Below are 13,443 nucleotides of genomic sequence, written 5' to 3'. Positions count from 1 at the left end.
ATCCGAGCCGAAAGGACGAGCGGTCATGGTATCGACGGAACACGCGCAAGCTCAGACCGTCTGGTACGCCCAGGATCCCGACGCCGTCGTGTCCGCGACAATGTCCGATCGGCAGTCCGGTCTGACGGCCGGGGAAGCGGACGAACGGCGTAGACAGCACGGTCCCAACGAGATCGTCTCCGAGCCTGGGCCGTCGACGTGGGCGATAGCGCTGACTCAATTGAAGGATTTGATGAATCTGATGCTGGTCGCAGTGGCCGTCGTCAGCGTCATCATCGGCGAGGTTCCGACAGCGATTGTGGTCGCGGCGCTCGTAGGGCTCAACATCGTGTTGGGCACGCATCAGGAATTGAAGGCACGCGCCAGTGTCGACGCGCTCGCGAAGATGCAGACACCCCAGGCAAAGGTGACCCGGGACGGAATATTGATCCAGCTCGACGCAACCGAGCTCGTACCGGGTGACATCGTGCAACTGGAGGCCGGTGACATCGTTCCTGCCGACGGCCGACTGCTCGCGACGGCCACACTCGAGACTCAAGAGGCCGCACTGACGGGCGAAAGCGCACCCGTCCCGAAGGACCCTCGGACGCTCCACGCCGCGGACGTCCCCCTCGGCGACCGTGTCAACATGGTTTTCCAGAACACCTCGGTCACCCGCGGCACTGCCACCATGGTGGTCACCGAGACCGGTATGCACACCCAGATGGGTCAGATTGCCTCGATGCTCTCTGCCGTCGCACCGGGTAAGTCTCCTCTTCAGCGCGAACTGAATTCGCTGACGAAGGTGCTCGGCATCATCGCTTGGTCGGCGGTCGCTCTGATCGTGGTTCTCGGAGTACTTCGCGGACAGAGCCTGGCGACGGTACTGCTACTGGGCATCTCCATGGGCGTGTCCGCGATCCCGACTGGCCTGCCGACGTTCGTGCAGGCGATGCTGGCCTTCGGAGCCCGTCAGCTGGCCGACGCCAAGGCCGTCGTGAAGAATCTCACCGACGTCGAAACCCTCGGCGCCACCAGCGCGATAAACTCGGACAAGACCGGCACGCTGACCATGAACCAGATGACAGTGCGGTCGCTATACTTTCATTGCCGGTGGTACCTCGTCGACGGTGAGGGCTACAGCAAGACGGGTCGGATCACCCAGACCGCGGGCGAGCCCACTCCCGACTTCACCCTGCTCGCCTACGGACTGTGCCTCGACAGCGATGCCACCGTCTCCGATACCGGAGAGGTGGTCGGCGATCCGACCGAGGCCGCGCTGGTTGTGCTCGCCGCCAAGATCGGTGTCGACGCCCCACTCACCCGCAGGACATATCCTCGCGTCGCCGAGGTGCCGTTCGACTCCGCATACAAGTTCATGGCGACCTTCCACCATCTCTCGGTGGACGGCAGCTCCCGGTTCGTGGAACTCGTCAAGGGGGGACCTGATGTGGTCCTCGCCCGATGTGCCACCGCCTATCGCCCCGGCAGGCAGGTGGTGCCACTCGACGAGGTCCGGGGGGAACTCACCGAAGCGAACCGAGCGCTGTCCGAGAAGGGCTTGCGGGTATTGGCGTTCGCCACCCGCCGACTCGATGGTCAGGAGGAAGCCGCGGCGGCCGACCCCATGTCGTTCGTCGACGACCTCACGTTCGTCGGCATGGTCGGCATCATCGACCCACTGCGGCCGGAGGCGATCGACGCCGTCCGCACGGCCCAAACCGCAGGCATCGAGGTCCGCATGATCACCGGGGATCACGCGATTACCGCGTCGGCGATCGGCGCCGAACTCGGCCTCGGACCAGGCGCCATCGGTGGTCCCGAACTCCAGGCGATGACGGACGACGACCTCGCGGCCGCGCTTCCGAACCTGCACGTGTTCGGCCGGGTAACTCCGCAGGACAAACTCCGCCTGGCCGACATCATGCAGAAGACCGGCGCAGTCGTGGCGATGACCGGGGACGCCGTCAACGACGCCGCCGCATTGAAGAAGGCCGACATCGGCGTCGCCATGGGATCGGGCAGCGAGGTCACCAAGCAGGCCGGGAAGATGATTCTCACCGACGACAACTTCGGCACCCTGATCACCGCGATCCGATTGGGCCGCAACATCTACGAGAAGATCGTCTCGTACATTCGGTACCAGATGTCGAAACTGTTCTCGTTGGTGCTGCTCTTCCTCGCCGCGAGCATCTTCGATATCAACGACGGAGTGGCGCTCACCCCGCTGATGGTTCTGTTTCAGCACTTTTTCATCACGCTCTTCCCGGTCGCCGTCATCATGATGGACCCGCCGGCGCCGGACCTGATGAACAAACCGCCGCGCAACCCCAAGATGCCGATCGCCAACCGAATGGCGTTCGTGCAGTGGCTGGCGTATGGCGTGCTGCAATTCGCGGTCACGCTCGCCGCGATGCTTCTCGCGCCGGGCGACATGAGCACCACCGAGGCGAGCGTCCCTATGACGACGGCATTCGTGGTGCTGTCGTTCGGGTCCATCCTCGCGGGGCTCGTCATGCGGCGCGATCCGGAATCCGGCCTGACGCCACCCATCCTCGGGGCACTGAAGATCCTTTCTGTTCCGATCGTCGTCACCGTCTTCGCGGTCGAATCAGGCTTCCTCCAAGACCTCCTCATGACGACGTCGCTGACCGGTGGCCAATGGCTTGCCTGCATCGGCTGGTCTCTGATCATCCCGATCGTCGTGGAGGCGGAGAAAGTGTTCCGCCGTCGCAGGTATGCACAACCGAGCACGCCGATCACCGCCAAAGCCGCCGTCGACCCGCAACGCGCGCGCTGAGGTTCAATCCATGTCCTGGACAGGTAGCCTCACACAGTTGCCGGGGATCGCGACGGCCCTGGCCTATCGTCGGGAGTGGCTGCGCCCCGACATCACCGCCGGACTCGTCCTCACCGCCCTGCTGATTCCCGCTGGGATGGGGTACGCGGAGGCCGCCGGGTTACCCGCCTACGCCGGCCTTTATGCCACCATCATCCCGCTCCTGGCCTATGCGGTGGTGGGACCCTCGAAGATTCTGGTCCTCGGCCCGGACTCCTCGCTGGCACCGCTCATCGCCGCGGCGGTGTTGCCCCTCGCTGTGGCCGATGATCCGGAAAGCGCGCTCGCGCTCGCCGGAATCCTCGGCGTCCTCGTCGGGGTGATCCTCCTCGTCGGCGGGTTCCTGCATCTCGGCTTCGTGACCGAACTCCTGTCCAAGCCCATCAGGCTCGGTTACCTTAACGCGATCGCACTCATCGTCGTGGTCGGCCAACTTCCCAAGCTCCTCGGGTTTTCCGTCGACGCGTCCGGTCTCATCAGGGAGATCAGGGAGATCGGGCAGTCCGTGATCCGGGGAGAGATCGACCCCGTCACCGCCGCGATGGGCATCGGTTCTCTCGCCGTCATCATCGGGTTCCGCATCTGGTTGCCCCGCGTCCCGGGCGTTCTCGTGGCCGTTATCGGGGCGATCATCCTGTCCGCCGCGCTCGGACTCACCGACGACATCGGAATGGTCGGCGCCCTTCCCGCGGGCCTGCCACTGCCCTCGTTCGGCGGTGTCGACTGGGGAGACGTGGGACAACTCGTCGGTCCCGCGGCTGGTATCGCATTAATCGCGTTCGCCGATACCGGGGTGCTCTCCCGCACGTTCGCCGCGCGGCGCGGTGACGACGTCAACGGCAGCACGGAGATGAAGGCAGTCGGTGTGGCCAACATCGCCGGCGGACTGTTCGGCGGTTTCCCGATCTCCGCCAGCGGATCACGGACCCCGGTGGCGGAACAGAGCGGTGCCCGCACCCAGTTGGCTTGCGTCGTCGGCGCGCTCGCTGTGCTGGTCTTCGTTCTCGTCGCCCCCGGGATCACCACGTACCTCCCAGACGCGACACTCGGTGCCGTGGTGATCGTCGCCGCCACCGCGCTGGTGGACGTGAACGGCATGGTCCGGATGTGGCGTATGAGCACCGTCGAGTTCGGACTCGCTGTCGCCGCATTCCTCGGGGTCGCCCTGGTGGGAGTTCTGCAGGGAATCCTCGTCGCGATCGGACTGTCCTTCGTCGCTGTCGTCGCGCAGGCCTGGCAGCCGTACCGCACCGAACTCGTCCGGACCTCGGACCGTCCTGGCTTCCACGACATCGAACGACACCCCGATGGGCACCGCATCCCCGGACTTGTGCTCGTACGGTTCGACGCCCCCCTCTTCTTCGCGAACGGCGAAATCTTCGACGAATACGTGCGCTCGGTGGTGGCAGCAGCGCCGACCCCGGTCGAATGGGTGATCGTCGCCGCCGAACCGATCACGGGACTGGACACCACCGCAGTCGACGAACTCGTCGACCTCGATACCTATCTCGAAAGTAAGGGGATCCGACTGGCATTCGCGGAAATGAAAGGCCCGATCAAGGACCAGCTGATCCGATTCGGTGTCGGCGACCGATTCGACGTGACTCATTTCTATCCCACCGTCGACGCCGCCGTGGAGGACTTCCGCAGTAGAGCCGACCACCCTGGCGATCCGGCCGACGAGTGAACCGACCGCGCGGTCCAGCTCGAACAGGTGTCCGTCAAGCATCCGCTTCAGCGCCGGCGATGGCATAGGCCGCGCCGATGAGGGTGAGATGGCTGAACGCCTGCGGAAAGTTGCCGACCTGCCGTTGCAGGCGTACGTCGTACTCCTCGGCCAGCAGGCCCAGGTCGTTGGACAGTGCGGTGAGCCGCTCGAACAATGCTCGCGCCTGGTCGGTGCGCTTGTTGAGGGCCAGCGCGCTGACCAACCAGAACGAGCAGGCGAGGAATTGTCCTTCGTCACCGGGTAGTCCGTCGTCGGTCTGCGCAGTCGAGTATCGCGAGACGAACCCGTCGCGGCCGAGTTCCCGAGTGATCGCGTCGATCGTTCCACTCACACGGGAGTCGGTGCCGGGCAGAAACCCGACGAGGGGAATGGTGAGCACACTGGCGTCGAGTTCTTCGGACCCGTAGTACTGGGTGAAGGTGTTGCGTTCGGCGTCGAAACCGTGTTCGCAGACCTCGCGGTGGATTTCGTCGCGCACCTGCGCCCAACGTTCGACGGGAGCATCGAGTGTGAACTCCTCGGCGAGGCGCACGGCCCGGTCGAACACCACCCAGGCCATGACCTTGGAATGGGTGAAGTGTCTGCGTGGCCCCCGGGTCTCCCAGATGCCGTCGTCGGGTTCGCGCCAAATCGTTTCGATGTACTCGACCACGGTGCGCCAGCGTGGCCAACGCTGGGGGTCGATCCGGCCGAGGAGCTGCGCACCGGCGTACAGCATGGCGACGACCTCGCCGTAGACATCGAGTTGGAACTGTTCGGAGGCGGCGTTGCCGACCCGGACCGGTGCGGAGCCTTCGTAACCGGGGAAGTCGTCGAGGTCGAATTCGGTCAGGCGCCGCTCCCCGCTGATTCCATACATGATTTGAATCTTCGTCGGGTCGCCGGTACCGACGCGGGTGAGGAAATCCCGGAAGGCGAGTGCCTCGTCGGTGTATCCGGCAGCAAGCAGCGCCTCGAGGGCGAGCGCGGAGTCGCGGAGCCAGCAATAGCGGTAGTCCCAGTTCCGCACACCCCCGATCTCCTCGGGCAGGGAGGTCGTGGGCGCGGCGACCATTCCGCCGGTGTTCTCCGAAGTCATCGCCTTCAGTGCGATCAGTGAGGTCAGTACCTCGTCGCGGTAGGGGCCCGAGTAGGTGCAACGCTCAGTCCACTCCCGCCACCACGCTTCGGTACGGGCCAGCGCCGAGTCGGCGTCCTCGATCATCGGCGCCGGTTCGAAAGAGGAGTGCCAGCACAGGGTGAAACGTGCCCGGCCTCCCTCGGTGACCACGAACTCGGCCCCGACGGTGCCCTCGCCGATGTGCAGCGGCACGGGCGTGCTGAGGCGGAAAGTGTCCGGTCCAGCGGTAGCGCGCATTCCGTCCGGAGCCGGTTCCACCCACGGGGCGATGGAACCGTAGTCGGGACGAATCACCAGTTCCATCCGCATCGGCACCCGGCCACGCACACCCTGCACGATCCGCATCACCCGCGGTGGACCATCGCCGCGGCGCGGCATGAAATCGATGATCCGCACCATGCCGTCGGCAGTCTCGAAGTCCGATTCGAGCACCAGCGTGCCGGCACGGTAACGGCGGGCACTGACCCGTGTCTCGCCGCTCGGTGAAAGGCTCCACAGGCCGTGCCGCTCGTCGCCGACCAGAGCGGCGAAACACGACGCGGAGTCGAAGCGGGGCAGGCAGAGCCAGTCGATGGTGCCGTTGTCGCCGACCAGCGCCGCGGTCTGCAAATCTCCGATGAGCCCGTAATTCTCGATACGCATGATCGATCCCCTATTCCACCGTCGTCCTCATTCGTCACCGAAAAAATCTGTTGCAGCCAACATCACCGCGTGAGGAGAGCGATCATCTGATCTCGCCTCTCAGATGCACGCACAAGAGCGGACGACTGTGCGCGAGACTTCGAGAATATCGCGGATCGTGCGGCAACCAGATGAACTTAACGAGATCGGGCACCCGGCGATGAGCACACCGAGAACGATGTACGTCCCATCCCGAGGGGCCTGGTAAATGCGGGTCATTCCCCCACTGGGCCTTCGGCGGAGCTCTGCGGCGCCGGGTCTGGGATACGCCTCATGCGGAACGAGTTGAACACCCCGATCAGGCCCGCGAGGATGGGGATGAGTAGGGCGAATTGCAGGGCAAGAGGCCTCGCATCGGTGTTGATTCGGACGATCTCCTCCTGGATTTCGGGTGGTTGGCCGACGAGCAACTGTTCCAGCTGAGTGTTGCTCATGACCTCGGCGTCGTTCTCGAGCACCTGCGCCACCTGTTGCTGCTCTGCCGGCGGGAGCACGGCGCTCGACTGTGCCAACGCGGTGAACGTGAGGGACAGCGTTGCCAGCATGATAGCGCCCGCGAACGCCAGCCCGAACGAGAGCCCGAACGATCCCGCCGCGGAATTGACGCTGGCTGCTTCGCTGATCCGCTCCTCCTCGATCGGGGCGAGTGTGTAGTTGTTGAGTTGAGACACCAGTAATCCCAACCCCGACCCGGCGATCATCAAGGGAATTACCAAGCCCCAACCGAACTCGGCACGCGGCACCAGCGGGATCAGTGCTGCGATCCCCACCGTCAGAAGCACGAATCCCCACCGGATGATGCTGCTCGGCCGCCGATTGCCCGCCTTCTTCCCTGCGAGCAACGCCACTGCGAACATGCTGAGGGAGAGGGGTGCGAGGGACAATCCCGCCTGCATCGCGTTGTACTCGAGCACCATCTGCAGGTAGATCGGCAGCGCGATCATCGTGCCACCGAGGGCGATCTGCTGGAGCATCTGCCCGGTGATTCCCAGACGGAAGATCTTGGAGCGGAACAGATCAGGGTCCAACAGTGTCGGCTTACCGCCACCTTTGCGTCGCACGAGCCAGTACGCCAACCCGGCCATCGCTAGTGCGCCGAGCGCCAAGAGGGCACCCACGGCTTCGCCGCCCTCCTGCCACACCAGGATGCCCAGCACGACACCGCCCATGCCCAGAACGGAGAGCGCCGCGCCCACCAGGTCGATGACCCGAGGTCCGGTGTACCGAACGTCCCGGACGAGCCGGACGCCGGAAAGCACAACGGCGATGATGACGACTTCGAGGACGAAGCCGACCCGCCACGACAGATAGGTGGTGATCAAACCGCCGAGGAGCGGTCCGACGGCGGCGGCAATCGCAGCGGCCGCCCCGACCAGGGCGTAGACCTTCTTCTGGGCAGCCCCTTCGAAGTTGCCGTGGATCAGGGACTGCATGGCAGGCAACAGCAGCGATGCGCCGATTCCACCGAGTATTGCCCAAAAGACGATGATCGCGGTGAGACTCTGCGCGAGTGCCATTGCCGACGCACCCACTGCGTAGCCGAGCAGACCCAGCACGTAAGCGCGTTTGCGTCCGATGAGATCGCCGACTTTGCCGCCTATCAGGATGAACGCCGCAGATACCAGCGCCTCGAGCGCGATCGCCGCCTGAACGCCGCTGACGGTGGCGTCGAGGTCGCGAACCACCGAGGAGATCGACACGTTCATCAGCGACGTGTCCACCACGAGCACGAACATCGCCATCGCCAGCAGTAGTCCGAGAAGGCGTTGTGAGCCCGCTGCCTTCTCTGAGGGATTGCTGGTCTTCGGTCCTCCGGTCATCGATCACACCGTTCTCTCGGCGAAGAACGTCACCTGGCGATCTGACCGTTCTGCACCGTGCCTCCGCGCCAGGCCGACACGGCCCAGATCACTACGGCGTTGAGGGCGATGATGGTGATCGCCCACATGGGGTAGTAGGGCAACCAAAGGAAGTTGACGAGGATCGACACGGCGCAGATCACGATGGCACCCACTCGCGCCCAGCTGGCACCGGTAAACAGGGCGATCCCGACTGCGGTGATGATCACCCCCAACACCAGGTGCGTCCAGCCCCAGGACGTGAGGTCGAATTGATAGGTGTAGTCGATTCCGGTGACGATCACCTCGTCCTTGGCGATCGCGGACAGGCCCTGGAGTACCTCGAGGACACCGATGGTGACGAGCAGGACCGCCCCGCCCATCGCGGTTCCTTGCGCCGCACCTTGCTTTACGAGAGATTTCTCGGACATGACCGTTCCCTTCCCGGGCAATGCGTGAAGTGTTCCGGCGAAATCATTGTCCTCCGAACCGGCCGGTTGGCGTGGCACTTCACAATAGGAATGCACGACCGCCAACCACCGGCCATGGCAGGTTCCGTGCGGGTAGGGTTATCGAGCAGCAGATCCCCACGCGCGGGACGAACCATTCGCGGTATCGGATTCGTGGAGTGCGTCGGGTTGTTCGACACCGCTGCGACCCGAAGCAGGTGTGAGATGGCCCCACGAGACCAGGCAGGTCAACGCTCCGCCACCCTGCGCCGAGTACTGATCCCGCTGGCGCTGGCACAATTCATCTGCAGCTTCGCCGGCTCCAACATGAACGTGATGATCAACGACATCAGCGAAGACCTCGATACCAGCGTGCAAGGTGTGCAGGTCGCGATCACCATCTTTCTGCTGGTAATGGCGGCACTGATGATTCCCGGCGGAAAGCTGACCGACAAGTACGGGCGCAAGCGTTGTTTCACCGTCGGCTTGGTCGTTTACGGTGTCGGTGCCCTCATGAGTGCGGCAGCCCCCGGGCTGGGTCTACTCATTCTCGGCAACTCCATTCTCGAAGGAGTGGGCACGGCGCTCCTGATCCCGCCGGTCTACATCCTCACCACCCTGTTATTCACCGAGGTCACCTCTCGAGCCCGAGCGTTCGGGGCGATCAGTGCGATGGGTGGCATCGGTGCGGCTGCCGGGCCGCTGATCGGCGGGCTGATCACGTCGGCGATCAGCTGGCGGGCGGCATTCGTCTTCCAGGCCCTGGTCGTCGCCGTGATCGTGGTGCTGGCCCGCAATATCACCGATCCGCTGCCGCCGGACCGCAGCCGTCCGTTCGATATCGGCGGGGCATTACTCTCCGCGGTCGGCCTCATCCTTGTTGTGACCGGAATCCTTGCCGCGGACAACAACATCTGGTTGACGATCATTCTGATACTTGCAGGTGCCCTCGTGCTGGTGTGGTTTTTCTGGTCGGTGCGCGCCAAGGAACGCTCCGGCACGGAACCGCTGCTGTCGAGCGCCTTGTTCCACAACCGCACCTCCAACCTGGGCCTGATCACCCAGAATACCCAGTGGCTGCTTCTCACCGGCGTCTCGTTCGTAGTCGCGGCTTACCTTCAGGTCGTGCGCGGCTACGACGCGATCGAGACGGGCGTGATCTTCACCGCGGAAACGGCGGGTCTGCTGGCCGCCTCCCTCGCTGCGGAACGGTTCGCGAAGCGCCGCGCGCAGCGCACCCTGATCCTCGCCGGATTCCTCGTCGTGATCGGCGGCATCGCCGTCCTGTTGGCGCTGGTGAGCGGAACCCCGAACGTCTGGGCGTTCGCGCCTGGACTGCTGCTGATCGGGCTGGGTCTCGGTGTCATGCTGACCCCCTCGGTCAACGTCGTGCAGTCGAGTTTCGCCGAGCAGCTGCAGGGTGAAATCTCCGGGCTCTCGCGCAGCGTATCCAATCTCGGGTCCTCCCTCGGAGCCGCGATCGCCGGCACCGTTCTCGTCGCCGGGATCACGTCAACCCCCGAGCGCTCGTACGCCCTCGCCATGATCGTCCTCGCAGCCGTCGGCTGTGTCGGGCTCGCCGCGTCCGTGCTACTCCCCCGCAGGCTGTCGCCGCCGCTCCAGCCCAATGGCGACCCCCCACGACCAACCGCAACATAACGCTGCCGGCAGATACGCAGGCACTCGAGACCGACCTGCGATGACGGGAGGGACGACCGGCGTGCTTAGATGGCGCATTGCGGCGCGTTCAGGGTGCGCATCTCGGAAGGTGTTCCTCCGCCAACGCATCCCGACTCTCTGCACGCTGGTGTGGTTATTGTGGCTACCCCCGAATGAGTTCGGCGTTGCGCGGGGGGAAGGGTTCGCCGTTGTTGTATTTGCGTGCGAGAACGGCAAGGTAGTGGGCGAGGGCTTCGTCGACGAGGTTGGCCCAACTGTCGGGGGCGCCGGCGATGTGACCGATGGCGGCGACGGCATTCTTGCCGTCCTCGACCTTGGCGCGCTTGATGTAGACCGATTCCTGCTTCTTGTCTGCGGGGGCCCGTTTGGTGGTCTTCTTTTCCTCCCCAGGGGCCACCGGTTCGGCTGTGGCGGCCGCTTCCTGTGTGACGCCCACTCCCTGTTCGACGAGGTTCGGCAGTCGTCGCCTGCGGCGTTCGAAGGGGTTGTTGGCCGGTCCTGCGACGTCCACTCCCTGCTCGACGAGGTTCGGCAGTCGTGGTTTGCGGCGTTCGAGCGGGTTGCTGGCGAGTCCGGGCTTCCGTGTCACGCTCGTCAGCACATCCATGCGGCGAGTTCTCGAGAACGTCCCCTCCGGGTGGGCGCCTGCGCGGGGCTGGTGTCGGCGTTCGAGGGGGTTGTTCGCGAGTCCAGGTTTCCGTGTCGGGCTCATCACGAGGTCCTTTCGACGAGTTCTTGGGCGGCATCGCGGTAGGCCCGTGCCGCGGATGAGGACGGCGCCCACCTGACCACGGGTTCTTCGGCGCTGTAACTTTCGCTGACACGGACGGACTTCGGGATGATGGTGCGCATCGTCTGGTCGGGATAGGTCTCGCGGAGCGCGGCGAGGACCTGCTGGTCGATGACCTGTCCGAGTTCGACGCGGCCGCACAGAATGTGATTGAGCTTTGCAGTGGGATTGAGCAGCTCGACCTGCTGGGTGATGTAGTTCTCGATCCGCATGAGCGCTTCGAGTTCCATAGCTCCGGTCATGACAGCGGCGAGCACTTCGGTGCAGGCGACGAGTGCGCTGATGGTCAGGTGGTCGAAGTCTCCGGGGCAGTCGATCAGGTTGAAGTCGACGTCGGGGGCGCCGGCAAGGGCTTTGCGCAGGATGCCGTGGGCGCCCGGCTTCTTGAGGAAGTAGGGCCCTACGGAGTCGAGTTCCTTGGTGGCAGGAATGAGGTGGATCCCGGACGCGGTGATGGTGGTGGCGTCTTCGATGCTCGACACCAGCATGAGTACCGACAGGACATCGTTGTCGACGGCTTCGGGCGTGGCGCCGAGCCAGGTGGTGGCGTTGCACTGTGGGTCGAGGTCGACGACACGGACGGTGTAACCGGCTTCGACGAGGGCTTGGGCAAGGTTGACCGTGCTCGTGGTCTTGGTGGAGCCGCCTTTATGGTTGACCACTGCGATGGTGCGGGTCATGGGCCTGTCCCTTCGTGAAAATATTGTGACGTAAAAAGTACTCATCCGTGACGGCGTACGTGTCGCGTTGAGACTTTCAGTCCTGAGACGATCTGTGACCGAGGACAGATTTGCTTAACCATCGCGACGAGCAACCGGTCGCCACTCACTGCCCGACCGGTGGTCCGTCACGGTCCTGATCTGCGGGGTTCCACGGGTTGGCTTGTCGCGGAACGTTTCTCGTGAATCGATGCCATTAGTTCGGTCAGGCCGGTGTCTGCCGCGATCAGCCCCGCGATGTAGTCGTTCGCAGTCATGCCGTGCGCTTTCGCGGCGCTGGCAGCTGCTTCTTTGAGCTCTGGTGGCACCAGCGCCTTGACTACTGCACGGGTTCCCTTGCTGGGCCGCCCTCGGCGGCGGGAAGCAACAATCTCGGCCATGCCCGCAATTCTGGGACCAGAAAGTCGAACGACCTAACCGACACGCCGCATCCGTCGAAAGTCCTCACGGCCGGTCATTGCTTCACCCCAAACAGAACTTCGATCGCCGCCATAGCCGTGCGGTGTCGAGGGTCGGTGGCTGAACACCGCGACGCGCGCGGGCGTTGTCCACCACGGACTGCTGCAGGATTCAGGTACCGCCGACACGGGTGGCCGGCAGCACCTAGCCTTTGATGGCCTTCAGCACGCCCTGACGGGTTATTCCGAGGCCGTCGGCGACCTCCTGTACCGGACACCAGCGGCGGAAGGTCCATCGCGTCGGTGAGGCGGTCGAAATCGGCAGTGGTCAACACCCGCAGCGACCGCAACAGCCAGGGGTAGGTCCCCAGGATCGGCAGCACCGGCGGGCGAGTTCGGCAGACTCACCAGGTGCGTTCCGGGAGACCGGCTCGTCGCTATCTAGGTGAGCGCCAATGGTTGAGGTGAGAATTGCTGCGATCGCGGCGAAGTCGGCCGCGGACCCGTGAAAGGTCGGGACCGAGCATCCGCGGGTAGGAATCGCTTCGTCGTCCCGAGCGACTTCTTCCCAATAGGTGTGAAACGGTGGGCAAGCCGGCATGGCCGGTGACCGTCTGGCCTGCATCGACGAGGACTTCTAACCGCACCCCGCCAGCGGCGTCCGCTGAACCGAGTACTTTTCGGCACCCGACGCGGGGGCGCACCGGTCCACGCCCTCCGACGCAGCCCGACCCGAGCGCACACCACCCCGCAGCACCACGCACGGAACAGGCAGTGGAAACACAGGCGATGATCGTCGAACCGGGCGAACCATTCCTCCCACGGAATGTGCTCGAAATAGTGACCCGAGCGGGCACCGAGGACGTCGACGAGCAGAATCCTTCGCCGACCTGACCGCCGCCGTGTCCGGGACCCGGGCCCGGTGCCCCGTGGTGCGGTTGGATCCACCGGCGGATCTCGTCGTGATCGACGGTGTCACACACGCACACTCATCCGCGCCTCCACCTCTGGTCCCCGGACGTGGGGGGAGGAGTGCCCTGGGATGTGGTTGTCAGAAGAGGCTGGATTCGCCGGTCCACTTTCCCGGAAACAGAACATCGCCCTGCGTTAGCCCGCGACGAGTCCCGGCCCGCGTCTGCGCGCACTTGGCGTGAGTGCGATGCGGATCCGTCGGATCGGCGGTCGGGCCCGCGGGCTCGCGCGGGACTCACAAGACACCCC

Annotated in this window: 8 protein-coding genes and 1 pseudogene; 3 read left to right on the top strand and 6 right to left on the bottom strand. The window is 64.6% G+C overall.

Translation table 11 applies throughout. From position 1 onward, the window contains the following. Nucleotides 1-25 precede the first annotated feature (25 nt). The gene (locus tag HYG77_RS21400) at nucleotides 26-2,779 is read left to right on the top strand and encodes a cation-translocating P-type ATPase (RefSeq protein WP_208960526.1); all 2,754 of its coding nucleotides are present in this window, start codon (nucleotides 26-28) and stop codon (nucleotides 2,777-2,779) included. Nucleotides 2,780-2,789: 10 nt separating this feature from the next. Next, entirely contained in the window at nucleotides 2,790-4,505 is a 1,716-nt protein-coding gene (locus HYG77_RS21395) for a SulP family inorganic anion transporter (RefSeq protein ID WP_208960525.1), read from the top strand. Nucleotides 4,506-4,539: 34 nt separating this feature from the next. Here HYG77_RS21395 and HYG77_RS21390 read toward each other — a convergent pair. The 3 genes and pseudogenes from HYG77_RS21390 to HYG77_RS21380 form a co-directional block, all read right to left on the bottom strand. Further along, nucleotides 4,540-6,321: pseudogene (locus tag HYG77_RS21390) on the bottom strand (glycoside hydrolase family 15 protein); the annotation flags it as partial. Between the two features lie 242 nt (nucleotides 6,322-6,563). Further along, complete coding sequence (locus HYG77_RS21385; protein WP_208960523.1) at nucleotides 6,564-8,168, bottom strand: MFS transporter; 1,605 nt, start codon at nucleotides 8,166-8,168, stop codon at nucleotides 6,564-6,566. A 29-nt stretch (nucleotides 8,169-8,197) separates the two neighbouring features. After that, complete coding sequence (locus HYG77_RS21380) at nucleotides 8,198-8,617, bottom strand: hypothetical protein (protein WP_208960522.1); 420 nt, start codon at nucleotides 8,615-8,617, stop codon at nucleotides 8,198-8,200. A gap of 243 nt (nucleotides 8,618-8,860) precedes the next feature. Between HYG77_RS21380 and HYG77_RS21375 the strand changes: the two genes are divergently transcribed. Further along, a complete protein-coding gene (locus HYG77_RS21375) occupies nucleotides 8,861-10,294 on the top strand; it encodes an MFS transporter (protein WP_208960521.1) in 1,434 nt (477 codons plus the stop codon). A 163-nt stretch (nucleotides 10,295-10,457) separates the two neighbouring features. Here the strand turns inward: HYG77_RS21375 and HYG77_RS21370 are convergent, their stop codons facing one another. The 3 genes from HYG77_RS21370 to HYG77_RS21360 all read right to left on the bottom strand — a co-directional run bounded on the left by HYG77_RS21370 (nucleotide 10,458) and on the right by HYG77_RS21360 (nucleotide 12,204). Continuing rightward, complete coding sequence (locus HYG77_RS21370) at nucleotides 10,458-11,027, bottom strand: hypothetical protein (RefSeq protein ID WP_208960520.1); 570 nt, start codon at nucleotides 11,025-11,027, stop codon at nucleotides 10,458-10,460. Next, nucleotides 11,027-11,785, bottom strand: a complete 759-nt coding sequence (locus HYG77_RS21365) for a ParA family protein (RefSeq protein ID WP_109333157.1) — start codon at nucleotides 11,783-11,785, stop codon at nucleotides 11,027-11,029. Before HYG77_RS21365 ends, HYG77_RS21370 begins: the two co-directional genes overlap by 1 nt. Before the next feature lie 167 nt (nucleotides 11,786-11,952). Next, a complete protein-coding gene (locus tag HYG77_RS21360) occupies nucleotides 11,953-12,204 on the bottom strand; it encodes a hypothetical protein (protein WP_230989955.1) in 252 nt (83 codons plus the stop codon). Nucleotides 12,205-13,443 lie beyond the last annotated feature (1,239 nt).

The organism is Rhodococcus sp. ZPP (assembly GCF_017656075.1).
In the GTDB taxonomy this organism is placed as follows: domain Bacteria; phylum Actinomycetota; class Actinomycetes; order Mycobacteriales; family Mycobacteriaceae; genus Rhodococcus_F; species Rhodococcus_F oxybenzonivorans.
The sequence above is the reverse complement of the archived record's forward strand: the minus strand, read 5'-3'. Positions and strand labels throughout refer to the sequence as shown.

Excerpts from the sequence above, each read along its gene's own strand:
- HYG77_RS21400 (WP_208960526.1), top strand. The coding sequence starts at position 26 with ATGGTATCGACGGAACACGCGCAAGCTCAGACCGTCTGGTACGCCCAG.
- HYG77_RS21395 (WP_208960525.1), top strand. The coding sequence starts at position 2,790 with ATGTCCTGGACAGGTAGCCTCACACAGTTGCCGGGGATCGCGACGGCC.
- HYG77_RS21385 (WP_208960523.1), bottom strand. The coding sequence starts at position 8,168 with ATGACCGGAGGACCGAAGACCAGCAATCCCTCAGAGAAGGCAGCGGGC.
- HYG77_RS21380 (WP_208960522.1), bottom strand. The coding sequence starts at position 8,617 with ATGTCCGAGAAATCTCTCGTAAAGCAAGGTGCGGCGCAAGGAACCGCG.
- HYG77_RS21375 (WP_208960521.1), top strand. The coding sequence starts at position 8,861 with ATGGCCCCACGAGACCAGGCAGGTCAACGCTCCGCCACCCTGCGCCGA.
- HYG77_RS21370 (WP_208960520.1), bottom strand. The coding sequence starts at position 11,027 with ATGAGCCCGACACGGAAACCTGGACTCGCGAACAACCCCCTCGAACGC.
- HYG77_RS21365 (WP_109333157.1), bottom strand. The coding sequence starts at position 11,785 with ATGACCCGCACCATCGCAGTGGTCAACCATAAAGGCGGCTCCACCAAG.
- HYG77_RS21360 (WP_230989955.1), bottom strand. The coding sequence starts at position 12,204 with ATGGCCGAGATTGTTGCTTCCCGCCGCCGAGGGCGGCCCAGCAAGGGA.